The organism is Haliea sp., from assembly GCF_040221975.1.
Lineage (GTDB): Bacteria > Pseudomonadota > Gammaproteobacteria > Pseudomonadales > Halieaceae > Haliea.
This window is the reverse complement of sequence record NZ_JAVJWR010000024.1, coordinates 1-24,289: the sequence shown is the minus strand read 5'-3', so window position 1 is coordinate 24,289 and position 24,289 is coordinate 1. Positions and strand designations below refer to the sequence as shown.

The window sequence follows — 24,289 nt, the reverse complement described above, 5'->3', positions numbered from 1 at the left end:
CTTTCGCCTATCATCCGCGTTCATGACTCGCAAACCTCTCACCATTGTCTTTGCTGACATCAGCGGCAGTACGCGCCTGTTCGAACAGCGTGGTGACGAAGTGGCGCGGGAGACCATCCAGGGGCTGCTGCACGTGTGTGCGGAAGTGGTGGCAGTACATGGTGGTGAGGTAGTGAAAACCATTGGCGACGAGATCATGGCGACTTTTCCGTGCGCAGACCGCGGTGTGGCGGCAGCGATGGACATGCAGCGTCGTGTCAGCGGGGAAGAGCTCTGCACCCGGGAGCGCCTGGCCCTGCGCATCGGTCTGCACCACGGTGATGTACTGCAAGAGGAGAATGACGTGTTTGGCGCCGCGGTCAATACTGCCGCCCGCATGACCAGCCTGGCCAAGCGCGAGCAAATCATCACCACGGCGGAGTCCGTGCGCGGTCTGGCTGCCGGCTCTGTCCGGACTCGCAGCCTGGGCAAGGCGCGAATGCCCGGCAAGCGCCAGCTGCTTGATATCGTGGACATTGTCTGGAAGGACGACACCACCAATGTCACCAGCTTTCAGGGGCTGGATTCGCTTGCCGGGACTCACCACGACACCCGGCTGGCTCTTGATTATCGCAGTCGGACGGTGATGGTCGACGAGTTCAGCCAGCCACTGGTGCTGGGGCGCGATCCCGCGGCGGACGTGGTGGTGGATGCCGAGTGGGTGTCCCGCCACCATGCCACGCTCGAGTACCGGCGCGGCTTCTTTGTGCTGGTGGACGCTTCCACCAACGGCACGTTTGTCTATCTGGCCGCTGATGATCCTGTCTTCGTACATCGCGATGAGCTGTTGTTGCGCGGCCATGGCTGTATCAGCCTGGGCCAGGCACGCGACCTGGACATCTCTCTGGTGCTCCACTTCCACTGCACCTGAAAGCGTGTATCCAGAGTCGTTGAATTCCCCTCGGGAGGGGCCGTCATGCACCAGTTAAGGACCCGCGCCAGTTCCATCAATCGGGCCCTGGACCAGATAGGGGACAAATGGTGCATTTTGATCATTCAGGAGGTGTTCTGGGGCATCAACACCTTTAGCGGCATGCTGGAGGCGACCGGCGTCTCCCGGGGGGTGCTCTCCAACCGCCTCAAGTGGCTGCAGTCCGTGGATTGCCTGCGCAAGCGAGCGGCGAACGGGGATCCGCGGCATCCGGTCTATCATCTGACGCGCAAATCGATTGATCTCTACCAGCATGCGCTGATGGCGGTGGTGTGGGAAGAGAAGCACCACCCGCCGCCGCCAGAGGGCAAGGTGCATTTGTTTCACCGTAGCTGTGGTCGGCCGCTGCAGCCGCGCCTGCGTTGCGGCAGCTGTCGTCGCGACGTGCATGGCCGGGATGTCAGCTATCACCCCGGCCCCGGTGCGACCCGGGACGTCCGCGACAAGAAGGTACGTCGGCGTTCATCCTTGTCAGCCAATGAGGTGCCGGGCGAGCACAGCGTCTACCGCAACCTGATCAATCTGGTCGGCGACCGCTGGACCGCGAACGTGATCGCCCTGGCCTTCCACGGCCTGCAGCGTTTTGACGAGTTTCACAAGGAATTGCCGGTCGCCACCAACATCCTCTCGGACCGGATGCGGTTCCTGGTGCGCCACGGGGTATTTGCCACCCAGCCCTACCAGCAGCGCCCGGTGCGCTACGCCTATGAGCTGACCGAGAAAGGCTGGGACCTGTTTCCCTACTTCCTGACCCTGCTGCAATGGGGTGACAAGTGGTGCGATCCCAGCGGCGCCGGCCGCCCCATGTGCCTGACCCATACACTCTGTGGCGAGAATCTGCACGGCGAAGTGGTCTGTGACCACTGCGGTGAAGAGCTTCGCGCCCACCACGTCGACTTCACGATTGGAGACCCCGCATGACTGCCCTGTTCGAGAAACACCAGGATCTGCTTGCCAAGGCCCTGGACGCCTGCGCCCACCGCTATGCCTGGAGCGGCTGGCCGGAAAATCCCAGCAGCAAAATTCACGGCGAGGAAAAGCCGGCCGCGGGCAAGGCCCGCTTCGAGAGCCTGCTGGGCCGGGATTTCCCGCTGCAGCAGCCCGGCGAGATCGGCCGGGTGGGGGAGGAAGTGTCGCCCTACACCGGCGAACCGCTGGCTGTGCGCTATCCGCGGGTGAACCCCGAAAGCCTGTTCGCCGCCATCAACAGCGCGCGCCCCGCCTGGGCGGCAGCCAGTCCGGAAGCGCGGGTGGGTGTGTGCCTGGAGATTCTGCAGCGCTGCGGCGAGCAGCTGTTCGAGAATGCCCACGCCACCATGCATACCTCGGGCCAGTCCTATGTCATGGCCTTTGCCGGCAGCGGCGCCAATGCCCTGGATCGGGGCCTGGAGGCGCTGGCCTACGCGCACAAGGCCATGCAGGATGTGCCCGCCACCGCACGCTGGGAGCGGCAGTTCGGCCGCGACGGGGTGGCCAGCCTGGACAAGCGCTACCGGCTGGTGCCGCGAGGCATTGGCGTGGTGGTGTGCTGTGCGACCTTTCCGCTGTGGAATACCTATCCGGCACTCTGCGCTTCCCTGGCCACCGGCAACCCGGTGGTGTTGAAGCCGCACCCGGCGGCCACCCTGCCGGTGGCCATGGTGGCGAGGGTCTGCCGCGAGGTGCTGGCGGAGGCGGGCTTTGACCCGAACCTGGTGACCCTGGCTGCGGACACCCGTGCCGAGCCGGCGACCCTGCCCCTGGTCCAGCATCCGGACACCGCCATCATCGACTTCACCGGCAGCCCCCGCTTTGGCAGTTGGCTGGAGCAGAACTGCCCCGGCAAGCTGGTGTACACGGAGACGGCGGGCTGCAACTCGGTGGTGCTGGAGTCTACTGACGACCTCACCGCCACGGCCCGGGCCATCGCGCACTCGCTGTGCCAGGCGTCAGCGCAGATGTGCACCAGCGTGCAGAACATCCATATTCCCGCGGCGGGCATCCCGGTCCGCGGCGAGATGGTCAGCCACGCGGAGGTGGCGCAGGCCATCTGCGCCGCAGTGGAGCACTGGCTGGCGGATGCGCGGGGCGCAGCCACGCTCTGCGGAACCCTGTTCGACCCGACGGTGCAGGCCAACGTGGACCGCTATCGCGCGCTGGCGGGTGACCGGCTCCTGCGCGACTCGGCCCCCTACGACAACCCCGATTTTCCCGCCGCGCGCACCGCCACTCCGCTGGTCATAGCGGCGACCGCGGCTGACCGCGACTGGTACCGGCAGGAGGTGTTCGGCCCGGTATCATTCATTATTGCCAACGAGGATGCTGCAGCCTGTCTGCAGGATGCCACCGGCAACGCCCGCGACTGCGGCGCCATCACCTCCCACGTCTACTCCACGGATCCGGCTTTCCTGGGCCGGGCGGTGGACGCCTATCACGCCGCCGGCGCCTCGGTGGCCTGCAACCTGACCGGCATGCCGATCAACTTTGCCGCTGCCTATTCCGACTACCACGTCACAGGTTTGAGCCCGGCGGGCAATGCCTGCCTCGCCGACCTCGCTTTTGTCAGCAACCGCTTCCGCATTGTGCAGAGCAAGTTCATGGGGGTGGCGCCGGCGGCCTGAGTACCCCGCTTCAGGACCAGGTGCCCTGCTGCCGGAAGGCGAGGGCCTCGGCGATGTGGCTGCTGTCGATGCGGGCGGCGCCGGCCATGTCCGCCAGCGTGCGGGCTACCCGCAGGCTGCGGTGGAGGCCGCGGCCCGAGAGGTGCATGGCGTCGGCGGCCCGCTCCAGCTGCTGCCTCGCTGCCGGCCCCAGCTGGCAAACCTCACGGAACTGTTCGTCTGGCAGCGCGGCATTGGTGCAGCCCTGTCGCTGCAGCTGGCAGCTTCGCGCCGCAATCACCCGCTTCCTTACCGATGCTGAACTCTCCGCCCCTGTGCGCTCCCGCAGCAGGCTCGCAGCGTCCAGGCGCGGCATGTGCGCGTGCAGGTCGATCCGGTCCAGCAGCGGCCCCGACAGGCGCTGGCGGTAGCGCTGGATCTGGTCCGGGGTGCAGCGGCAGGGCTGCTGGTCATCGCCGTGGAATCCGCAGGGACAGGGGTTCATGGCGGCGACGAGCTGGAAGCGGGCCGGATAGGTGAACTTGTGATTGGCCCGCGACAGGGTAATGGCGGCGGCCTCCATGGGTTCCCGCAGCATTTCCAGTACCTGGCGGCTGAACTCGGGCAACTCGTCGAGGAACAGGACGCCGCCGTGAGCGAGACTGGCTTCACCGGGCCGTGGGCGCGCGCCGCCGCCGACCAGCGCCGCGGCACTGGCGCTGTGGTGCGGGCTGCGGAAGGGGCGTCGCCACAGGTGCTCGAGGCTGGTACTGTCATAGAAACTGTGGAGGGCGGCACAGGTCAGTGCCTCCTCCGGGTCCGGCGCTGGCAGGATGCCGGGCAGACGGCTCGCGAGCAGGGTTTTACCGGTCCCTGGCGGGCCGCACAGCAACAGGTTGTGGCCGCCGCTGGCGGCGATTTCCAGTGCTCGCCGGGCCAGGCTCTGGCCGGTGACGTCCGCCAGGTCGGGGTAGCGTACCGCGCAATCCCCCGCCAGCGTGGGCGGCATCAGCGACAGCGGCTGGCGGCCGTTCAGGTGCGCACACAGGGTCAGCAGGTCCCCGGCGCCGATGATCCTGCTGCCGGGCACCACGGCTGCCAGGGCGGCGTTGGCTGCCGGTGTCACCAGCGTGCGGTCCGCGACGGAGCAGGCCTGGGCCGCAGGGATGATACCGGGGATGGCACGGATAGTGCCGCCGAGCGCCAGCTCACCGATAAATTCGTGGCCCGGGATGCTTGCGGTCGGGAGCTGGCCACTGGCGGCGAGAATGCCGAGGGCGATAGGCAGATCGAAGCGGCCGCCCTCCTTGGGCAGGTCCGCCGGCGCCAGGTTCACGGTTATGCGCCGGTCCGGAAAGTCGAAATGCGAGTTCTGCAGGGCGCAGCGGACCCGGTCACGGCTCTCGCGCACTGCGGTTTCCGGCAGTCCGACGATGTTGAAGGCGGGCAGGCCGTTGCCGAGATGGGTTTCCACCTGCACCAGGGGTGCGGCAATGCCCGCCGCCGCGCGACTGTAGATAACAGACAATTCCATGGCTCATCCTTGAGCACGCCCCTCCGGGGCTGACCGTTAGTTGTTTTCCGCGCGGGCCTCGAACTCCCTGGTCAAGGCTTCCAGGTCCGCCTCCAGTTCAGCGACCCGCGCCCGGGTTCGGGCAAGGATGGCCGCCTGGGCATCGAATTCTTCCCGGCTGACCACCTCCAGCTTGCCCAGTGCCGATTGAGTCAGGGCGCGGACGCTCTTGTCCACGTCGGCGCGGAGCCCGGAGCCAGCGACCAGCGCGTTCATCTGCTGCAGGATGTCGCCCAGCGGTGGGGGTTTCAGGGCCATGGCGCGCTTTTCCTCAAGGCAGTGACAGTGGCTGCAGTGTAGTGCAATTGGCCGGGGTGGCACAGATCATCTCTGTGCACCAATTTTGTGCGGCGCATCGAATCGGTGCACCGCACCTGCGCCCATAGCGGTGCGCAAGGGCTCAACAGGGCCAGAAAAATCTCCTAACGTATTGTATTTAATTGTTTTTAGCTCTCTTGGCACAGCCTCTGCTAATTGTCAGGGGCGAATGCGAAAAATGTGTCCCGGAAGCAACCCCAGGCCACCACCCGGGCCTTCCGGACGCCAACCCAAGGAGAACGAAACATGCTGCACAAGAAACTGCTTCCCGCTTCCATCGCCGCTGCCTTGTTGATTGGTGCTGCGTCTGCCCAGGCAGAAATCAGCGCCAACGTCACCCTGGCGACGGATTACACTTTCCGCGGTATCTCCCAGACCGGTGAGCGCGGGGCCATCCAGGGTGGCTTCGACTGGTCCGGTGAGACCGGTTTGTATGCGGGCATCTGGGGTTCGAACATCAACTTCGGCGGCGACGCCTCCACCGAGATGGATTACTACGGTGGCTTTGCCGGAGAAACCGCGGGTGGCCTCGGCTACGATATCGGGTTCATCTACTACGATTACGAGAACGAGCCGGAATTCGACTATCTCGAGTTTGCTCTCGGCCTCAGCTACGCGGATTTCAGCGCCGGCGTGAACTATTCCGATGAATTCGGCGATAACGGCCCCACCTATATCTACTACTCCGCCGGCTACTCCATGAGCCTCACCGAGGAGTTCAGCGTCGACTTCAATATCGGTTATACCGACACCGATCAGGACGATTTCTGGGAAGACGGTGCCGATACCTACATGGATTACGGCGTCACCCTGGGCTACAGCGCCTACGATCTGGACTTCGGCCTCGCCCTCATCGGCACCGACCTCGACGATGTCGACGCCGCCGATGACCGCGTCGTGTTCTCCATCTCGAAGAGCTTCTGAGCGCGCCGGGACTGTCCCCATCGGCGCCCTTCGGGGCGCCCAGTTGAAACCAGGAGATTTGCATGAAACTGATCACGGCTATCGTCAAGCCATTCAAACTGGACGATGTACGCGAAGCGCTTTCTGAAATCGGTGTGCAGGGTATCACCGTCACCGAGGTCAAGGGCTTCGGTCGTCAGAAGGGTCACACCGAGTTGTATCGGGGTGCCGAGTACGTCGTCGACTTCCTTCCCAAGGTCAAGATCGAGGTGGCCGTCGCCGAGGCCATGGCCGAAAAAACCATTGAAGCGATCACCAAGGCGGCCAACACCGGCAAGATCGGTGACGGCAAGGTTTTCGTGTCGACACTGGAGCAGGTGATTCGGATTCGAACCGGCGAGACCGGCGAAGAAGCCATCTGAAACCAACGCGACTAACAGACGAGAGTGATTCCCATGGAAAACCAGATTTTTGAATTACAGTATGCGATGGACACCTTTTACTTCCTGGTGTGCGGCGCGCTGGTGATGTGGATGGCGGCCGGCTTCGCAATGTTGGAGGCGGGGCTGGTGCGTGCCAAGAACACCACCGAGATCCTGACCAAGAACGTGGCCCTGTACGCAGTGGCCTGCACCATGTACCTGATCTGCGGCTACCACTTCATGTACGACGGCGGCTTCCTGCTGTCCGGCGTGACCACGGTGGCGCAGATGGATGAGGCGGCGGTAGCCGCAGTGTTGGCGGATTCCGCTGCAGCCGGCTTCGATGGCGACTCGGTGTACTCTGGCGCCTCGGACTTCTTCTTCCAGGTGGTGTTTGTTGCTACCGCCATGTCCATTGTCTCCGGTGCCGTGGCCGAGCGCATGAAATTGTGGGCTTTCCTGGCCTTTGCGGTGGTGATGACCGGTTTCATCTACCCGATTCAGGGCGGCTGGACCTGGGGTGGCAAGGCAGTACCGTTCATCGGTGAGCTGAGCTACAGCGACTATGCCGGCTCCGGTATCGTGCACCTGGCTGGCGCCGCCGCGGCCCTGGCGGGTGTGCTGCTGCTGGGTGCTCGCAAGGGCAAGTACGCTGCCGACGGTTCTGTCCGTGCCATTCCCGGCGCCAACATGCCGCTGGCGACCCTCGGCACCTTCATCCTGTGGATGGGCTGGTTCGGCTTCAACGGTGGCTCCACCCTCAAGCTGGGCGGTATCGGAGTTGCCAACGAAGTGGCCAACGTGTTCCTGAACACCAACGCCGCCGCCGCCGGTGGCCTGATCGCGGCCCTGCTGCTGTCACGCCTCGTGTTCGGCAAGGCGGACCTGACCATGGCCCTGAACGGCGCTCTCGCCGGCCTGGTGGCCATTACCGCGGAACCGGCCGATCCCTCGCCCCTGCTGGCAATGATCATTGGTGCCATCGGTGGTGCGATCGTGGTGGGCAGCATCGTGGCCATGGACAAGATCAAGATCGATGATCCGGTCGGTGCCATCTCGGTACACGGCGTGGTCGGCATCTGGGGCATCTTCGCGGTGCTGCTGTCAGACCCCGACGCCACCTTCATGGGTCAGCTGGTTGGTCTGCTGGTGATCTTTGTCTGGGTATTCGGCGCCAGCCTGATCGTCTGGGGCATCCTCAAGGCGGTCATGGGTATCCGGGTCAGCGAAGAAGAGGAGTACGAAGGGGTCGACATGTCCGAGTGCGGCATGGAAGCGTATCCCGAGTTCGTCTCTCAAAAGTAGTTTCAGTCTTGCGGGCGCATTGATGCAATGCGTGCTTTGGGGGCCTTCGGGCCCCCTTTTTTGTGCTCGCCCCTTGCGATTCTGCGCCCGGCTTTCATAATGACTCCCCTGTTGAACGTGTTGGAGCATCGCGATGAAGCTGGTCACTGCCATTATCAAGCCTTTCAAGATGGACGACGTCCGTGCCGCCCTGTCGGATATCGGGGTGCAGGGCATCACTGTGACGGAGGTCAAGGGCTTCGGACGTCAGCGCGGCCATACCGAGCTCTATCGGGGCGCGGAGTATGTGGTGGACTTCCTGCCCAAGCTGAAACTGGAAATTGCCGTGAGTGAGACTCAGCTCGACGCGACCATTGAGGCCATTATCAAGGCTGCCAATACCGGCAAGATTGGTGACGGCAAGATTTTCGTCACGGAGATGGAGCAGGTGATCCGCATCCGTACCGGTGAAACCGGGGAAGAAGCTATCTGAAACCCGCTCCATAAAGCCGCCATGGGGCGGCAGAGGATAGCGGTTATTTGAGTTTCATGTCGTTTTTCACGGACTTGACACCCTTCACCTCGCGCGCAAGACGTACGGCCTGGTTGATGTCAGCCTGTGAGTTGACGAAGCCGCTCATCTGAACCACACCCTTGAAGGTCTCGACGTTGATTTCCATGCTCTTCAACTCGGGATCGTTGAAGATTGCTGCCTTAACTTTGGTGGTGATAACAGTGTCATCGATGTATTCGCCGGTGCCTGCCTGATCCTCGGTGGAGGCGCAGCCAACCAGCAGCGCCAACATGGCGGCCACAATGAAGGTCGGAAAATTTCTAATTGAAATGCTCATGTTCAATACTCTTGGTAGGTTGTTGGCCCGCATTGGTGACAGCGCACCATTGCGGGCCCTGTATGCAGTAATGATTACCTGCCCGGTTGCGGAGCCATGATCGGGGGTGTTGCCGGTGCCAGTCGGTACGCTGTCGCACAGACTTCCGTCTGCGGATTGTTCAGGATATCTGCTAGGTTCTCGATGCTCAGGGTCGTTTCCCTGTCAAGTCTGTCCGGTGTGCAGACCTGCATGCTGGAAAGAGGAGGAACCGCATGGACACAATGACTTCCATGACACTGGCTGCAGTGGTCGCCATGAATGAAACAGCGCTCGCGGCTCCGCTGGAGTACGCGCACGACTAGACAACAGCTTTGGCCGTCCCCCCTTACGGAGGCACTGCGGTGCTTCCGTTTTTTTATCGGTTCATTACTTCGATGTCATCCATGTTGCGAATGACTGCCGGCAACTCGGCGAGTTGTAAAACCTCCGCATCAGGCAGGATGTCAGTGCGGCTCCAGGCTGCGCCCTGCAGGTTGACCCAGACGGTGCGCAGGCCAACCTGGCTGGCGCCGAGTATGTCGTGCTCGGGGTTGTCGCCGACGTGCACGATCTGCCCGGGCTCCACCCCGGTTCTTGCCAGTGCTGCCCGAAACATGTTCGGTGCCGGCTTGCTCGCTCCAATATCTTCAGCCAGAAACGCGAAATCAAAGTACTCTGCAGCATCGGTCTTGTAGATGTCGGCATTGCCGTTGGTGAGGGCTCCCAGCCGGTAGCTGCCGGCCAGTTGCCGCAGCACCGCCAGCGCTTCCTCATACAGCTCAACTTTGTGGCGCTCCTCCAGAAATGCAGCAAATGCGTCCAGGGCGCCACGCTCACTGTCTGCTTCGCTGTAGCCCGCCGCCAGCTGCAATTCGCAAAGCATGCGGATACGCATCTGGCTGACGTGGTGGGCCAGCTCCGGATGCCGCTTCCATACGGCCTTCTTGAATTCCCACAGGCTGTCGTGATCCAGGTGCTCGATACTGCCGGGACGATACTGCAGCAGCCAGTCGCGCTGGGCCTGCTCCGCGCGCAGCAGGGCGGGTTCCACATCCCAGAGTGTGTTGTCCAGATCAAAGGTAATGACGGCGATCTTCACGGCTTCAGTCAGGCCCGGTCTTGCGGCGCCTGGCCCGGGGATGGGCGGCATCGTAGACCTTGGCGAGGTGCTGGAAGTCGAGATGGGTGTAGATCTGGGTAGTGGCGATATTGGCGTGGCCCAGCAGTTCCTGCACGGCCCGCAGGTCGCCACTGGATTCCAGCATGTGGCTGGCGAAAGAGTGGCGCAGCATGTGTGGATGCACGTCCTGGTACATGCCCGCACGGCGGCCCTGCAGCTTCAGCCTGGCCTGGACATTGCGCACGCTGATGCGCTGGCCGCGATTGCTGGTAAACAGGGCGGGGTCGGTGCTGGGGGGGCGCACTGCCAGCCAGCGGCCGATTGCCGCCAGGGCCACTGAACCGACCGGTATGGTGCGGGTCTTGCGGCCCTTGCCGGTCACGGTCACCAGCTGTGCCGGGTGGTCGATGTCGTCCAGGTTGATCGCCACCAGTTCCGCCAGCCGCAGACCGGAGGAGTAAAACAGTTCGGCAATGGCACTGTCGCGCAGCGCCATGGGGTCGTCGGCAGCAAATTGCAGGTACTTGTTGACCTGGTCCGCATCCAGGGTCTTCGGCAGGCGCCGGGGTTGCCGCGGTGCCTGCACAGCGGCAGCAGGGTTGCGACTGTGGCCCTGCTCGCGACCCAGATAGTTGAACAAGGAACGCGCCGCCGACAGTGCCCGCTGGATGCTGCTGCCGGCGAGACCGTGGCGATGCAGCTGGCTCACCCAGCCGCGGATATCGGCTTCATGGATGGCGCCGGCATCCTCGCGTTGGCGCGCGCTGCAGTAGTCCACCAGGGAGCGCAGGTCACGCTGGTAGTTGCTGATGGTGTGTGGAGACAGTTGCCGCACATCCCTCAGGTAATTGATGAAGGCGGCACTGGCTGCGGGCAGTGGCATTGCCATTGCGGGGTCAGTCGCTCGGGTCGACGTCGAAGCGTGGCAGCAGGCGCACCAGTACCTCGGCGATATGCTGCAGGAACAGGGTACCCATGCTGCTGCTGTAGCGATGGGCGTCGGAGCTGCCCACCGCAATCACGCCGAGCTCCTCGCCGCTGACCAGGGGCATGACCGCTGCGGAGCCGACTGCACCGCCATCGGGGAACAGGTAATTCAGTTCCTCCTTGCGCAGCGGCCCGCAGAGTGCCTTGCGCCCGCGCAACAGGGCACCGATTTCGATCCGTGCACGCTCGGCGCTCTCGACCCGGACGCCCTCCGGCGCCTGGTGCCGATCACCGAACAGGATGATGCTGGCGTGCTCCACTTCGAAGTCGTCGTGCATGGCCCTGGTGAATGCGGCACAGAGGGCGGCCAGGGACTGTGCATCCAGCAGGCCCAGCACCAGACGCCGGGTCTGCTCATAGAGCCTGTCGTTGTGACGGGCGTTGGCAGTGAGGGCATTGAGTCGCTGGCGCATCTCGATATTGCGCTCCCGCAATACGCTGACCTGTTTTTCGACCAGCGACACCGCACTGCCGGACGCATGGGACACATGCAGGAAACTGAGCATGTCCGGATGGCGCTGGAGGAAATCGCTGTGACTCTTCAGGTACTCCCGCACCGCTTCATCGTCAAGCTCGGGGCTCGCCGCGGTGACTGCCGGTTCCTTTCTGGCTGGCATGGTCTCTCTTCTCTCCGGTTCCAGTAGCCGCACAGCGGCATCAAATTCTTATAGTGCCTTCAAACACCACGGCTGTGGGCCCGGTCATGGTGACGGAATGACCCATCCCGGCCCAGGCGATTTCAAGCTTACCGCCAGGCAGCTGCACTGTCACGGTATCCTGCAGCCAGCCGCGCAAGATGCCGTATACGGCCGCGGCGCAGGCGCCGGTGCCACAGGCAAGCGTCTCGCCGGCGCCGCGCTCATACACCCGCAGGCGAACGTCCCGAGCCGAGACGACCTGCATGAAACCGACGTTGACCCGTTGCGGAAAATCGGGGTGGCGCTCGATGATGGGTCCCAGGGTGGCGACTGGCGCCGTGTCGATGTCGTCCACGCGCAGCAACGCATGGGGGTTGCCCATGGACAGGGCGCCTATCTCCAGTTGCTGGCCGTCGACTTCAAGGGGGTAGTTGTCCGCCTGCGCCGCAGCGGCGAAAGGGATTGCGGCGGGAGCGAACACCGGCATGCCCATGTCCACTTCTACCCGGTGCTTGTCCCGCACCCGCAATTCCAGCACGCCACCGGCTGTCTGTACCCGGATGACGCGCTTGCCCGTGAGCTGCTTGTCGCGCACGAAGCGGGCAAAGCAGCGGGCGCCGTTGCCGCAGTTTTCCACCTCGCTGCCGTCGGCGTTGAAAATGCGGTAGCGGAAATCCACATTCGGGCTGTCCGGAGCTTCCACCAGCAATATCTGGTCACAGCCGACACCGAAATGGCGGTCTGCAAGCAGGCGCATGTCCTGTTCCCGCGGCCGGTAGCGCTGGCTGATCAGGTCTATGACCACAAAGTCATTGCCCGCGCCGTGCATCTTGGTGAACTTCAGCAGCATCCTGGCACTACCGGTTCAGGTCGGCAGACGGCTTTCCAGCCGCAGCAGGTCGGCCACGGTTTCCCGTGTCCTGACCTCGTGTACAGCAGTGCCGTCCACCATGACCTCGGCGGCGCGGGGCCGGCTGTTGTAATTCGAGCTCATGCTGAAACCGTAGGCGCCGGCACCGAACATTGCCAGCAGGGAACCCTGCTGCAGGGTCAGCTGCCGCTGCTTGCCCAGGAAGTCGCCGGTTTCGCACACCGGGCCGACAACGTCCCACTGTGCGGCAATGCCCTCGGTGGCCGGGTGACTGGGCTGGATGTCCAGCCAGGCCTGGTACAGGGCGGGGCGGATCATGTCGTTCATGCCCGCATCCACCAGCGCAAAGTTGTGCTCAGGGGTCTGCTTCAGGTATTCCACCCGGGTCAGCAGCAGGCCGGCATTGGCGCAGATGGAGCGCCCCGGTTCAAATACCAGCGGCAGTTGTCGTGCGCCCAGCTCGGCGCGAATGGCGGCGATATAGTCACCGATTGCCGGTGGCGCTTCGTCCCGGTAGCGCACCCCCAGCCCGCCACCGAGATCCAGGTGGCGTATCGCGATGCCCTCGGCGGCGAGCTCGTCCACCAGCACCAGCAGGCGTCGCAGGGCGTCGATGAACGGGCTCAGTTCGGTGAGCTGGGAACCGATATGACAGTCGAGTCCCTGTACGTCAATGTGGGGCAGGGCCGCGGCGCGTCGATACAGGGGCAGGGCCTCGGCCACGCCCAGGCCGAACTTGTTTTCCCGCAGCCCGGTGGAGATGTAGGGGTGGGTACGGGCATCGACATCCGGATTCACGCGGATGGATACCGGGGCCAGCCGGTCCATGCTGCCGGCGACGCGGTTGAGCACATCCAGTTCCGCCGCGGACTCGACGTTGAAGCAGTGGATGCCCAGCTCCAGCGCCCGCGCCATCTCCGCCGGGGTCTTGGCGACGCCGGAAAAGACGGTTCTGGCCGGGTCACCCCCCGCGGCGATGACCCGCTCGAGTTCACCTGCGGAGACGATGTCGAAGCCGGCGCCGAGGCGCGCCAGCACGTCCAGTACCGCGATATTGGAGTTGGCCTTGACCGCATAGCAGATCAGGTGGGGCCAGTCCGCCAGTGCCTCCCGGTAGGCGCCAAAGGCCGCCTCCAGGGCGGCCCGGGAATAGACATAGCAGGGGGTGCCGAATTGCGCCGCGATATCGTCGACGCTGACCTGCTCGGCGTAGAGAACGCCATCGCTGTAGTGGAAACTGCTCATGGTCGGGATTATCCGTTGCTGGCCGGGGCCGCCGCGGGCTCGGCTTCTGTGTCGTCTGCTTGCGGCTGCGGCTGCGGCTCGGCCGCTGGTGCCGGCGCCTCCCGGGGCGGCAACTGCAGGGGCCCGGTCTGGCCACAGCCCGCCAGGGCCAGCAACGCCAGGGTGAGAGCAGTGGTGGGCAACAGGGTGCGCATGGGAGCTGAATCCGGCCTGGAAAAGGGCGCAGTATACCTGAATCACCGGCAGAATCTGTCATCTGCACGGTGTACTATCCGGGCATTGAACGGTCGAGGGGGAGAACGGATGTACCAGTACCGAGGCCCGGTCGTCGGGATAGTGGGATGCCTGCTGGCCTTGCCAGTGGCTGCCGCTGCCACTGAGCCGTTGTATGCGAAAAACCTGAGCCCGGTTGCCGGCCTGTTCGGGTTGCCGTCGTCGCGAGCAGCGGAACTCGCCGCGCCGGGCCGCTGGCAGTTTGCCGCCCACGCCGGCATTGCCAGCCATTTCGCGGTGGACAGCAACCGCCGCGAGACGGTGAACCTGGATGGCGAGACCTGGCGGATGGCGTTTGACCTGCGCTACGGACTGGCCGAGCACTGGGAACTGCAACTGGAAGTGCCCGTGCTGAGCCACGATGGCGGCTCCCTGGACAGCCTGATTGACGGCTGGCACGACTTCTGGGGGATGCCGGACGGCGGCCGCAAGGACGTACCCCGGGATCGGCTGGATTACCGCTACGTGTCGACCTCGGGCGGCTTTGACCTGCGGGATTCCTCCGGCGGCGTCGGCGATATCACCCTGGCACTGCACCGCGCCCTGTACCGCGACGACAGCTGGCAGCTCAGTGCCGGTGCCGGCTACAAGTTTGCCAGCGGCAGGGAGCGGGACTTCCTCGGCAGTGGCGCGGAGGACGCCTTCGTGGTGCTGCGCGCCGGCCGCGCCGCACCCGGCAGCCGCTTCAGCTGGCAGGGGCAGGCGGGCTACCTGCGCGCGGGTCGCTCTGACCTGCTGGGGCCCGCGCAGGAGCGCGATTTGTGGTTTGCCGGGGTCGGGATGGACTGGGCCTGGCTGGACTCCCTGTCCCTGCTGTTACAGGTCGACAGCCACAGTGCACCGCTGGACAGCAGCCTGACCGCGCTGGGCGGCAGCGCCCTGCTGCTGACCGCAGGCGCGCGCTGGCGCTTCAGTGCCGATTGGACCCTGGACCTGGGTCTCGCCGAAGACATCCGGGTGGAGACCGCGCCGGACGTCACCTTCCAGGCCAGCTTGCGCTATCGACCGCGCTAGCGGGCATCCAGCCTGGCCAGCGCGCGCGCGGCCGCGGCCGTCACCTGTCGTGGTGCGGTGCCGCCCAGGTGGTTGCGGGCCGCCACCGAACCTTCCAGTGTCAGTACCTCGAACACATCGGCGCCAATCTCGGCGCTGAATGCCTGCAGGGTGTCCAGGCTCATGTCGGCGAGGTCGGTGCCGGTGGCAACGCCCTGGGCCACGGCCTTGCCGACGACCTCGTGGGCGTCGCGGAAGGGCAGGCCCCTGCGCACCAGGTAGTCGGCCAGGTCAGTGGCGGTGGAGAAGCCCCGCCGCGCCGCCTCCCGCATCGGTTCCACCTTCGGGCGGATGGCGGGCACCATGTCGGCAAAGGCCCGGAGGCTGCCGAGCACGGTGTCTATGGTATCGAACAGGGGCTCCTTGTCCTCCTGGTTGTCCTTGTTGTAGGCCAGCGGCTGGCTCTTCATCAGGGTCAGCAGGGACACCAGGTGGCCGTTTACCCGGCCCACCTTGCCGCGCACCAATTCCGGCACGTCGGGATTCTTTTTCTGCGGCATGATCGACGAGCCGGTGCAGAAGCGGTCCGGCAGTTCGATGAAGTTGAACTGGGAAGACGTCCACAGCACCAGCTCTTCCGAGATCCGCGACAGGTGGGTCATCAGCAGCGCGGCAAAGGCGCAGAATTCAATGGCGAAGTCACGGTCGGACACGGAATCCAGGGAGTTTTCGGTGGGGCGGTCGAATTCCAACGCCCTGGCGGTCATCTCCCGATCAATGGGGTAGGTGGTGCCGGCCAGCGCTGCGGCTCCCAGAGGTGACTGGTTGAGCCGGGCCCGGCAGTCCATCAGGCGGCCATGGTCGCGCTCCAGCATTTCATTCCAGGCCAGCAGATGGTGGCCGAACACCACCGGCTGCGCGGTCTGCAAATGGGTGAAGCCGGGCATGATGGTGTCGCAGTTGTCGGCGGCGAGCGCAATGGTGCCGCGCTGCAGGCGGGTCAGTTCGGCGGCAATCAGGTCTATGGCGCTGCGCAGGTGCAGGCGGATATCGGTAGCGCACTGGTCGTTGCGGGAGCGGCCAGTGTGCAGCTTCTTGCCGGTGTTGCCGATCAACTGGGTCAGCCGCGACTCGATGTTCATGTGGACATCTTCCAGTTCCACCGACCACTGGAACTGGCCGCCTGCGATTTCCTCGCGAATCTGCCCCAGCCCCTGGTGGATCTGCTGTCGCTCCTCCTCGCTGAGTACGCCAACGGCACAGAGCATGTCGGCGTGCGCCAGGGAGCCGCGAATGTCCTCGTCCGCCATGCGCTGGTCGAATTGGACCGAGGCGGTGAAACGCTGTACGAACTGGTCAGTGGCTTCGGTGAAGCGTCCGCCCCACAGTTTGCTGGTATCCGTTTGCTTGCTCATGCTGTCCTTTCTGTTGTCCCAGGGGCCCGGAGGCGGGCGATTGCGGTCTGGCCGGCGCTTGTTCCCGCCGCGCAAGGGTGCAAGTATATCACTGGTGGAGCAGGGGGATCGTGCAGATGCAGGACGCGGTGGAGCAGCAGGCAATGGTCATGGGTGCGCGAGCTTCTGGCGAGTTTTTCATTCCCGATCTTTGTGCCCCGCGCTCGGTCCTCTTCCTGGTACTGCTGTCGGAACTGGTGGTGCTGATTCATACCCTGGCGGTCAGCCAGTTGCCGGTCTTCAATTGGACGGTCTTTGCCACCGGCTCGCTGCTGGTGCAGTGGCTGGTGTTGTCCAGCGCGGCGCTGCTGTGCGTCCTGCGCGCCTGGTTCGCTCGCCGCAGCCTGGCCGTCGCCGCCGCGGGCAGCATTGTGCTGGTGCTGTTGGTTACGGCGCTGTCCAGCCAGCTGGTCGTCAGCTTCTACCCCCAGTGGCTGGGGGCCGTGGAGCAGGGCTGGTGGTTACTGCGCAATCTGCTGGTGGCGGCACTGGTGGCGGGTATTGCCCTGCGCTATTTCTATCTGCAGCAGCAGCTGACCCTGCGCGAGCGTTCCGAGCTGCAGGCGCGGCTGGATGCCATGCAGGCAAGTATTCGCCCGCACTTCCTGTTCAACACGCTGAACAGCATTGCCAGTCTTATTGCCTCCCATCCGGAGCGCGCCGAGGAAGCGGTGGAGGATTTGGCCGAGCTGTTTCGGGCCAGCCTGCGCCAGTCCGGGCGGGGCGCCACGGTGGCCGCCGAGTTGCGCTTGTGCGAGCTCTATCTGGGCATCGAGCAGCTGCGCCTGGGGGAGCGCCTGCAGCTGGAGTGGTGTATTGAAGAGGGCCTGTCGGCGCTGCCGATGCCCGGCCTGATGCTGCAGCCGCTGGTGGAGAATGCGGTCTATCACGGCGTGTCGCTGTTGCCTGCGGGTGGTACCGTCAGCGTGCGTCTGGCGCGGCAGGGCCGGCAACTGCTCGCGGTAGTGGAAAATCCCGTGCCGGAGCACCCGGGGGTCAGCCGCGGTGAACAGATGGCGCTCAGCAATATCGAGCAGCGCCTGCAGGTTCTCTACGGGGATCGGGCCAGCCTGCAGCGGGTGCCGGCCAGCGGCCGCTTTCGGGTCGAGCTGCGCTATCCACTGGAGCCGCCGGCATGAAGATCATGCTGGTGGATGACGAGGTGCTGGCCCGGGAGCGTCTGCGGCGGTTGCTGGGCAAGCTGCGCCCGGACGCAGTGGTGCTGGAGGCGGCCTCCGGCGACGAGGCGCTGGCGGTGCTGGCGCGGGAAGAACCCTCGTTGCTGCTACTGGACATCCGCATGCCGGGGATGGACGGGATCGCGGTTGCGGCAGAACTGGACCGGCTGCCACAGCCACCGGCGGTGATTTTCTGCACAGCTTATGACGAGTATGCCCTGGAAGCCCTGCAGCACCAGGCCGTCGCCTATTTGTTGAAACCGGTGCGGGAGGTGGAGCTGGCCCGCGCACTGGCCAGCGCCGGGCGGGTGAACCGGGTGCAGTTGGCAGCCCTGGCGGGCGACGATGCGCCGGGGCGCAGCCAGGTCAGCAGTCGCGGCCACCGTGGTGTGGAGACCCTGGCCATCTCCGAGGTGCGCTGCTTCCTCGCCGAACAGAAATATGTGACCGCCATCGCCCCCGGTCGCCAGCTGTTGCTGCAGGATGCGCTCAAGGATCTGGAGCGGGAACTGGCGGCGGATTTCATGCGGGTCCACCGCAACGCCCTGGTGGCGGTCGCTCATGTTCAGCGCCTGCGCCGGGAAGCCGATGGCAGCTGGTGGGTGGAGCTGGACGGCGTCGACACCCGGCCCCAGGTCAGCCGCCGTCATCTGGCGGAGGTCAAGTCGCGGCTGTTATGATCCCGGTTCGACACAAGGAACCGCTGCCGATGCCGCGCACCATTACCATCGCTACCCGAGAGAGCCCGCTTGCCCTGTGGCAGGCGGAATTTGTTCGCGACGCCCTGCAGGGGGCGCACCCCGGCCTGCAGGTAGAGCTGCTGGGCATGACCTCCCGTGGCGACCAGCTGCTGGATGTGCCGCTGTCGAAGGTGGGCGGCAAGGGCCTGTTCGTCAAGGAGCTGGAAACGGCCCTGCTGGACGGCAGCGCGGATATCGCGGTGCACTCGATGAAGGATGTGCCCATGACCTTTCCCGGGGGGCTCTGCCTCGGGGTGATCTGCGCGCGCGAGGATCCCCGGGATGCTTTTGTCAGCAACCATTTCGACAGCGTTGCTGCGCTGCCTGTTGGCGGCGTGGTTGGCACTTCCAGCCTGCGGCGCGAGTGTCAGCTGCGGGCGGCCCGCCCGGACCTGGAAATCCGTTTTCTCCGCGGCAACGTCAATACCCGGCTACGCAAGCTCGATAACGGCGAGTACGATGCGATTGTGCTAGCGACCGCGGGTTTGCTGCGCCTGGAAATGGAGGATCGCATCCGCCAGCGCATGGCCGTTGCCGAGTCCCTTCCGGCCGGAGGCCAGGGTGCGGTGGGCATTGAACTGCGCAGTGACGACAGTGAGCTGCTGGATCTGCTGCAGGCGCTGCATCATGAACCTACCTCCCTGCGGGTAACTGCCGAACGAGCCCTCAATCGGCGCTTGCAGGGTGGCTGCGAGGTTCCGATCGCCTGCTATGCCGAGCTGGAGGCGGAAGGCAGCGAGCTGTGGTTGCGCGGTCTGGTGGGCAAGCCCGATGGCAGCCTGTTGCTGCGCGCCGAGGGCCGGGCGCCAGTTGCGGACGCCGAGACACTGGGTGTTGCGGTCGCCGAAGACCTGCTGGCCCAGGGTGCCGGCGCCGTTCTGGCGGAGGTGTATGGCCGCTAGCGGCGTACTCGTTACGCGCCCGGCAGGGCAGGGGGACGCCCTCTGCGAGGGCATCAGTGCGCGTGGACTGTGCGCCCACCAGCTACCGCTGCTGGCACTGGAGCCGCTCGCCGCGTTGCCCGCCGCAGAGCGCACCCGGGTGCTGGCCCTGGACGAATTCCACCACATCATCTTCATCAGCGCCAACGCGGTGCGCTTTGGCATGGAGGTGATCGAGAATCACTGGCCGCAACTGCCGCTGGGGCTGAACTGGTACGCCGTCGGCGACGGCACGGCGCGGGCGCTGGCAGCCTTTGGCGTGACCGCGCAGACCCCGGGCTCCGACATGACCAGTGAAGGTCTGCTGGCCCTGCCGGACTTGCAGAGCTGCAGCGGCGAGCGGGTGTTGCTGGTCAAGGGTGAGGGCGGACGCGAGGCACTGGCGCGTGCGCTGGTGGACCGCGGTGCGCGGGTTGATACCCTGGCCTGCTACCGGCGTGTGGCACCTGCCCTGGCGCCCGGAGAATTTGCCGCCGCGGTGGCGCGTTGGGATATCGGGCTTGTCATGATCAGCAGCGGCGAAGGTCTGGCCAACATGTTGGCGTTGCTTAGCCCGGAAGAAAGCTCTAAGTTACAGGATATATGCCTGTTGTTGCCCTCCGGGCGGGTTGCAGCGGCCGCGGCGGCCGCGGGCTTCAGGCATTGCCTGGTTGCGGGCAATGCGTCTGACAAGGCCATGTTGCGTGCCCTGGATGCATGGGTCGCGGACACGGGAGACAAGTGAGTGAGCGAAGATAAAGATCCGGTGTTGCCGGCACAGCAGGAGGAAACCGGGGCCGCGGATCCGCCCGATGGCAGACACGCGCCCACCGTGAACGCGGAACTACCGGCTTCCTCCGTCAGGTCAGGTGGCGGTACCGTAGTCGCCTGGCTGGCGTTGCTCCTGGTATTGGGTCTGGGTGGTGGCGCCGGCTGGTTGCTGTGGCAGGCGCAGGAGCGCGAGGCGGAGCTGTTGCAGCGGCTGGCGGCGCTGGAAGCGGACGATCGGTCGGCCCCTGCTCCAGCGGGCGTGGCCAGCGGTGCCGAGGTCAGTGGGGTGCGAGCCGAGGTGGAGGCGCTGGAGCGGCAGTTTGGCGCTCTGCAGCCGCAGCTGCAGGAGCAGCGACAAACCGTGCAGCAACAGCGGGAAGCTCTGCAGGAGCAGGTCGGGCGCCTGCAAACCCTGGAGGCCCAGTTGCGCGAGCAGCGCAGCGAGCTGGCGGATCTCAGCGGTGGTGACCAGGACGGCTGGTTGCTGGCAGAGGTCGAATACCTGCTGCGCCTGGCCAACCAGCGCCTGTTGATGGCGGGTGACGCGGCTTCCGCGCGTGGCCTGCTGCAGAGCGCAGACACTGTCCTGCGCCAGCTGGAGGATGTCGCCCTGCACCCGGTGCGGCGCGCCGTGGCAGCGGATATTGCCGCCCTGCGCGCCCTGCCGGAGACTGATACCGAGGGGCTCTATCTGCGCCTGTCGGCACTGGTGGATCAGGTCGCCGGGCTGGTGATTTTCGAGCTGCCCGAGCGGGAGGCTGCCCCCACTGCCGGGGAGGCCGACGACTGGCAACAGCGTCTGCGGCAGGGCTACGAGCAAGCCCTGCAGACCTTGTCCCGGTATGTCACGGTGCGGCGTCGGGAAATGCCTTTCGAGGCGCTGGTGGATCCCCAGTGGGAGGCCCTGTTGCGACAGAACCTGGTGATGTTGCTGCAGCAGGCCCAGGTAGCCCTGTTGTCTGGCAACCAGCCCCTGTACCAGGCAAGTCTGCAGCGGGCCAGGCGCTGGCTCACGGAGTACTATCTCGCCGATGACGCAGCTACGGCAGCAGCCGTACGGGAGCTGGACGAGCTGGCGGCGCAGCCGATTGCAGTGGAGTTTCCGGATATTTCCCGCTCGCTGCTGCAGCTGGATGCGGTGATGGAGCAGCGCCTGCAACGGGGCGGGGGCGAGTAGGTATGCGCAAACTTCTGTTGCTGGCCCTGCTCGCGCTACTGCTGGGCGTGGGCATTGTCGCCCTGATCGAGAACCATCCGGGCTATGTGCTGATCGCCTACGGCCACTACACGATAGAAACCAGTCTCTGGGTTGGCATCGTGCTGCTGGTACTGCTTACGCTGGTCCTGTACCTCAGCGTGGCCCTGGTGCGCAAATTGTTCAGCAGCCAGAAATCCCTGGCCGGCTGGCTGGGGCAGCGCAAGACGCAGCGGGCTGCGCGGCTCACGCATCGCGGCCTGATCAGCTTTATCGAGGGCAACTGGGAGCCGGCGCGGCGCCAGCTGCTGCGCGGTGCGGACCACAGTGAGGTGCCGCTGCTGAATTACCTGATTGCGGCCCGCGCCAGTTTCCAGCTGGGTGAGCAGGATCGTATGCGGGAGTACCTCAGTGCCGCTGAGCAGTCGGATTCCGAGGCCGGAATCGCCGTGGAACTGACCCAGGCGGAACTCAAGTTGCGCGGCAAGCAGTATGAACAGGCCGTCGCCACGCTGGAGCGCGCCCGGCGCAATGCCGGCAAGCACCCGCATGTATTGCAACTGCTGAGCTCGGCCTACCTTGGTCTTGAGGATTGGGAGGCGTTGCTGAAACTGCTGCCAGAGCTGCGCAAGCACACTGTGTTGCCGGCGGATGAGCTGCTGCAACTGGAGCGCCAGGTCTACACCCAGCTGCTGCAGGCGAGCGTGGCAGTGGATGCCGCCGCCAGCGGTGGGCCATCGCACCTGCACCAGCGCTGGCAGGCCATGCCCAACAACCTGCGCCAGGACAAGGCCCTGCTGCGGCTATATGTGGGTCTGTTGATTCGTGAGGGCGATCACGCCGGCGCCGACAGGACTATCCAGCGTGCCCTCAAGCAGGAGTGGGACAGTGACCTGGCCCGGCTGTACGGCTACGTTGAACTGGACAACCCGGGACGCCAGCTGGCGCAGGCGGAGTCCTGGCTGGCCGCGCACCCGCGGGATCCGCAGCTGCTGCTGTGTCTCGGTCGCCTGGCATGCCGGCATCAGCTCTGGGGCAAGGCCCGGGATTTTTTCGAGGCCAGCTACAAGCAGCGCCGCAGCCCGGAGGTGTGTGCCGAGCTGGGTCGACTGCTCGCCGCGCTGGGTGAGGAGAAAGCCAGCGCCGCCCGTTTTCGCGAGGGGCTGCTGCTGCGGGAAAAAAGCCTGCCGCAGCTGCCATTGCCCGAGCGCTCCGTCCAGCAGGCCCAGGCGTCGCTCAGAGAGTAATTCCCAGCTCGTCCCACAGCGCGTCGATCCGTGTTTTCACGCTGTCACTCATGGCGATCGGCGTGCCCCACTCGCGGCTGGTTTCCCCGGGCCACTTGTTGGTGGCGTCGAAGCCCACCTTGGACCCCAGCCCGGCCACCGGTGAGGCGAAGTCCAGGTAATCAATGGGTGTATTGTCGATGAACACGCTGTCCCGCTGCGGGTCCATGCGGGTGGTCATGGCCCAGATCACATCCTGCCAGTCGCGGGCGTTGACGTCGGCGTCGGTCACAATCACGAACTTGGTGTACATGAACTGGCGCAGGAAGGACCAGACGCCGAGCATGACGCGCTTGGCATGGCCCGGGTACTCCTTGCGCATGGTGACGATGGCGAGACGATAGGAACAGCCCTCCGGCGGCAGATAGAAGTCGACGATTTCCGGGAACTGCTTCTGCAGGATGGGCACGAACACCTCGTTCAGGGCCAGCCCGAGAATGGCCGGCTCATCCGGCGGCCGACCGGTATAGGTGCTGTGGTAGATCGGGTCTTCCCGGTGGGTGATCGCTTCCACCGTGAAGACCGGGAAGCGCTCGACCTCGTTGTAGTAGCCGGTGTGGTCGCCGAAGGGCCCCTCGTCCGCCATTTCCCCGGGCTCCAGATAGCCTTCGAGGATGAATTCGGCGGTGGCCGGCACCTGCAGGCCGTGCTCGCGGCAACCCTCGGTATAGCACTCGGTCAGCTCGGTCTTGCTGCCCCGCAGCAGGCCCGCGAAAGCGTATTCCGACAGGCTGTCCGGCACCGGGGTGACCGCGCCCAGGGTGGTGGCGGGATCTGCCCCCAGGGCGATGGCCACCGGATAGCGCTGGCCCGGGTTCTGCAGCTGCCAGTCGCGGTAGTCCAGGGCGCCACCTCGATGCGACAGCCAGCGCAGGATCAGCTTGTTGCGGCCGATCAATTGCATGCGGTAAATGCCGAGGTTCTGGCGGCTCTTGTTGGGGCCGCGGGTGATCACCAGCGGCCAGGTCACCAGCGGTCCGGCGTCGCCGGGCCAGCAGGTCTGGATCGGCAGCTGGTACAGATCGACCTCGTCACCACTGTGGGCGTGGTACTGGCAGGGCGCGTTGCGCACCAGCTTCGGCCCCATGTTCATCACCTGTTTCAGCAGCGGCGCCTTGTCCCAGGCGTCGCGCAGGCCCTTGGGTGGATCGGGCTGGCGCAGGTAGGCCAGTACTTCCCCGATCTCGCGCAGCGCGCTGACATTTTCCGCCCCCATGCCCAGCGCTACCCGGGTCTGGGTGCCGAACAGGTTGGCCAGCACCGGAATCCGGCTGCCTTTCGGATTCTCGAACAGCAGGGCCGGGCCACCGGCGCGCAGGGTGCGGTCGGCGATCTCGGTCATTTCCAGATTGGGGTCAATTTCCTGGCGGATACGCACCAGCTCGCCACGCTGTTCCAGGGCGGCAATGAATTCGCGGAGATCTTTGTAGTTCACGGGCTGTCCTTGCTTCCGGGTGCGGGGCTAGTGGGCTGCGCGGCTAATTCGGTAACATTCAGCCGTCGCACAAGCGTTGTGGGCAAGGCGCGCGAGCGCAGGATTGGCCGTCGCCAATTCAAGTGAGCGCAACGCAGCCCACAACGCTTGTGCGGCGGCCCTGCGGGAGCGCCGGTGCCGGCGCGACTCAGCGGTGTGCCGCGTGGGAAGGGGGCCCCCCAAGCCCGCGAGCCCCGCCGTGTTACGCACCCGCACAGGCGCG

The 24,289-nt window shown here is 65.1% G+C and carries 25 protein-coding genes; 14 read left to right on the top strand and 11 right to left on the bottom strand.

What is annotated here, in order from left to right:
• Nucleotides 1-22: 22 nt before the first annotated feature.
• Genes RLO07_RS09795 through paaN form a run of 3 tightly spaced genes read left to right on the top strand, consistent with a single transcriptional unit; the run spans nucleotide 23 to nucleotide 3,570 of the window.
• Nucleotides 23-910: an adenylate/guanylate cyclase domain-containing protein gene (locus RLO07_RS09795; protein ID WP_462291954.1), complete on the top strand. Its 888-nt coding sequence runs from the start codon at nucleotides 23-25 to the stop codon at nucleotides 908-910.
• Nucleotides 911-955: 45 nt separating this feature from the next.
• A complete protein-coding gene (locus RLO07_RS09790) occupies nucleotides 956-1,891 on the top strand; it encodes a winged helix-turn-helix transcriptional regulator (protein WP_462291953.1) in 936 nt (311 codons plus the stop codon).
• Nucleotides 1,888-3,570 (top strand): phenylacetic acid degradation protein PaaN, encoded by a 1,683-nt coding sequence (paaN, locus tag RLO07_RS09785; RefSeq protein ID WP_462291952.1) that lies wholly within the window; start codon nucleotides 1,888-1,890, stop codon nucleotides 3,568-3,570. The genes RLO07_RS09790 and paaN overlap by 4 nt, the downstream gene beginning before the upstream one ends.
• A 10-nt stretch (nucleotides 3,571-3,580) precedes the next feature.
• On the opposite strand, the gene RLO07_RS09780 is transcribed toward paaN, so the two are convergent.
• Together RLO07_RS09780 and RLO07_RS09775 are read right to left on the bottom strand one after the other, a co-directional pair.
• Nucleotides 3,581-5,083, bottom strand: a complete 1,503-nt coding sequence (locus RLO07_RS09780; protein ID WP_462291951.1) for a YifB family Mg chelatase-like AAA ATPase — start codon at nucleotides 5,081-5,083, stop codon at nucleotides 3,581-3,583.
• Nucleotides 5,084-5,119: 36 nt separating this feature from the next.
• The gene (locus tag RLO07_RS09775) at nucleotides 5,120-5,380 is read right to left on the bottom strand and encodes an accessory factor UbiK family protein (RefSeq protein WP_462291950.1); all 261 of its coding nucleotides are present in this window, start codon (nucleotides 5,378-5,380) and stop codon (nucleotides 5,120-5,122) included.
• Nucleotides 5,381-5,686: 306 nt separating this feature from the next.
• Between RLO07_RS09775 and RLO07_RS09770 the strand changes: the two genes are divergently transcribed.
• From RLO07_RS09770 to glnK (RLO07_RS09755), 4 genes are all read left to right on the top strand, one after another.
• A complete protein-coding gene (locus RLO07_RS09770) occupies nucleotides 5,687-6,364 on the top strand; it encodes a TorF family putative porin (protein WP_462291949.1) in 678 nt (225 codons plus the stop codon).
• 62 nt (nucleotides 6,365-6,426) lie between these two features.
• The gene (glnK, locus tag RLO07_RS09765) at nucleotides 6,427-6,765 is read left to right on the top strand and encodes a P-II family nitrogen regulator (RefSeq protein WP_462291948.1); all 339 of its coding nucleotides are present in this window, start codon (nucleotides 6,427-6,429) and stop codon (nucleotides 6,763-6,765) included.
• Nucleotides 6,766-6,798: 33 nt separating this feature from the next.
• On the top strand, nucleotides 6,799-8,070 hold the full coding sequence (locus RLO07_RS09760; RefSeq protein ID WP_462291947.1) for an ammonium transporter: 1,272 nt from the start codon (nucleotides 6,799-6,801) through the stop codon (nucleotides 8,068-8,070).
• A gap of 133 nt (nucleotides 8,071-8,203) precedes the next feature.
• On the top strand, nucleotides 8,204-8,542 hold the full coding sequence (gene glnK, locus RLO07_RS09755) for a P-II family nitrogen regulator (protein WP_462291946.1): 339 nt from the start codon (nucleotides 8,204-8,206) through the stop codon (nucleotides 8,540-8,542).
• A gap of 43 nt (nucleotides 8,543-8,585) precedes the next feature.
• On the opposite strand, the gene RLO07_RS09750 is transcribed toward glnK (RLO07_RS09755), so the two are convergent.
• The 7 genes from RLO07_RS09750 to lptM form a co-directional block, all read right to left on the bottom strand.
• The gene (locus RLO07_RS09750) at nucleotides 8,586-8,900 is read right to left on the bottom strand and encodes a BON domain-containing protein (protein WP_462291945.1); all 315 of its coding nucleotides are present in this window, start codon (nucleotides 8,898-8,900) and stop codon (nucleotides 8,586-8,588) included.
• Nucleotides 8,901-9,297: 397 nt separating this feature from the next.
• A complete protein-coding gene (locus RLO07_RS09745) occupies nucleotides 9,298-10,020 on the bottom strand; it encodes an HAD family hydrolase (protein ID WP_462291944.1) in 723 nt (240 codons plus the stop codon).
• A 4-nt stretch (nucleotides 10,021-10,024) separates the two neighbouring features.
• The gene (gene xerC / locus RLO07_RS09740; RefSeq protein WP_462291943.1) at nucleotides 10,025-10,924 is read right to left on the bottom strand and encodes a tyrosine recombinase XerC; all 900 of its coding nucleotides are present in this window, start codon (nucleotides 10,922-10,924) and stop codon (nucleotides 10,025-10,027) included.
• Nucleotides 10,925-10,937: 13 nt separating this feature from the next.
• Nucleotides 10,938-11,645: a DUF484 family protein gene (locus tag RLO07_RS09735; RefSeq protein ID WP_462291942.1), complete on the bottom strand. Its 708-nt coding sequence runs from the start codon at nucleotides 11,643-11,645 to the stop codon at nucleotides 10,938-10,940.
• Between the two features lie 40 nt (nucleotides 11,646-11,685).
• Nucleotides 11,686-12,516, bottom strand: coding sequence for a diaminopimelate epimerase (gene dapF / locus RLO07_RS09730; protein ID WP_462291941.1), 831 nt, complete (start codon nucleotides 12,514-12,516; stop codon nucleotides 11,686-11,688).
• Between the two features lie 15 nt (nucleotides 12,517-12,531).
• The gene (lysA, locus tag RLO07_RS09725; protein WP_462291940.1) at nucleotides 12,532-13,782 is read right to left on the bottom strand and encodes a diaminopimelate decarboxylase; all 1,251 of its coding nucleotides are present in this window, start codon (nucleotides 13,780-13,782) and stop codon (nucleotides 12,532-12,534) included.
• 8 nt (nucleotides 13,783-13,790) lie between these two features.
• On the bottom strand, nucleotides 13,791-13,976 hold the full coding sequence (lptM, locus tag RLO07_RS09720; protein ID WP_462291939.1) for an LPS translocon maturation chaperone LptM: 186 nt from the start codon (nucleotides 13,974-13,976) through the stop codon (nucleotides 13,791-13,793).
• Between the two features lie 109 nt (nucleotides 13,977-14,085).
• On the opposite strand from lptM, the gene RLO07_RS09715 reads away from it, so the two are divergent.
• Nucleotides 14,086-15,069, top strand: a complete 984-nt coding sequence (locus RLO07_RS09715) for a DUF3187 family protein (protein WP_462291938.1) — start codon at nucleotides 14,086-14,088, stop codon at nucleotides 15,067-15,069.
• Here RLO07_RS09715 and argH read toward each other — a convergent pair.
• Nucleotides 15,066-16,463, bottom strand: a complete 1,398-nt coding sequence (gene argH, locus RLO07_RS09710; protein WP_462291937.1) for an argininosuccinate lyase — start codon at nucleotides 16,461-16,463, stop codon at nucleotides 15,066-15,068. The genes RLO07_RS09715 and argH overlap by 4 nt on opposite strands.
• Before the next feature lie 116 nt (nucleotides 16,464-16,579).
• Here argH and RLO07_RS09705 point away from each other — a divergent pair, with 116 nt between their 5' ends.
• The 6 genes from RLO07_RS09705 to RLO07_RS09680 are packed head-to-tail and all read left to right on the top strand — an operon-like array spanning nucleotide 16,580 to nucleotide 22,553.
• Nucleotides 16,580-17,641: a sensor histidine kinase gene (locus tag RLO07_RS09705; RefSeq protein WP_462291988.1), complete on the top strand. Its 1,062-nt coding sequence runs from the start codon at nucleotides 16,580-16,582 to the stop codon at nucleotides 17,639-17,641.
• Entirely contained in the window at nucleotides 17,638-18,360 is a 723-nt protein-coding gene (locus RLO07_RS09700) for a LytR/AlgR family response regulator transcription factor (RefSeq protein ID WP_462291936.1), read from the top strand. The genes RLO07_RS09705 and RLO07_RS09700 overlap by 4 nt, the downstream gene beginning before the upstream one ends.
• Before the next feature lie 29 nt (nucleotides 18,361-18,389).
• Nucleotides 18,390-19,322, top strand: coding sequence for a hydroxymethylbilane synthase (gene hemC, locus RLO07_RS09695; RefSeq protein WP_462291935.1), 933 nt, complete (start codon nucleotides 18,390-18,392; stop codon nucleotides 19,320-19,322).
• Nucleotides 19,312-20,085 carry a uroporphyrinogen-III synthase gene (locus RLO07_RS09690; protein ID WP_462291934.1) on the top strand — a complete coding sequence of 258 codons (774 nt, stop codon included), beginning with the start codon at nucleotides 19,312-19,314 and terminating at the stop codon, nucleotides 20,083-20,085. The genes hemC and RLO07_RS09690 overlap by 11 nt, the downstream gene beginning before the upstream one ends.
• The gene (locus RLO07_RS09685; RefSeq protein WP_462291933.1) at nucleotides 20,086-21,288 is read left to right on the top strand and encodes a uroporphyrinogen-III C-methyltransferase; all 1,203 of its coding nucleotides are present in this window, start codon (nucleotides 20,086-20,088) and stop codon (nucleotides 21,286-21,288) included.
• Nucleotides 21,289-21,290: 2 nt separating this feature from the next.
• Complete coding sequence (locus RLO07_RS09680; RefSeq protein ID WP_462291932.1) at nucleotides 21,291-22,553, top strand: heme biosynthesis HemY N-terminal domain-containing protein; 1,263 nt, start codon at nucleotides 21,291-21,293, stop codon at nucleotides 22,551-22,553.
• Here RLO07_RS09680 and ubiD read toward each other — a convergent pair.
• Entirely contained in the window at nucleotides 22,543-24,027 is a 1,485-nt protein-coding gene (ubiD, locus tag RLO07_RS09675; protein WP_462291931.1) for a 4-hydroxy-3-polyprenylbenzoate decarboxylase, read from the bottom strand. The two genes, RLO07_RS09680 and ubiD, sit on opposite strands and share 11 nt — an antisense overlap.
• Nucleotides 24,028-24,289 lie beyond the last annotated feature (262 nt).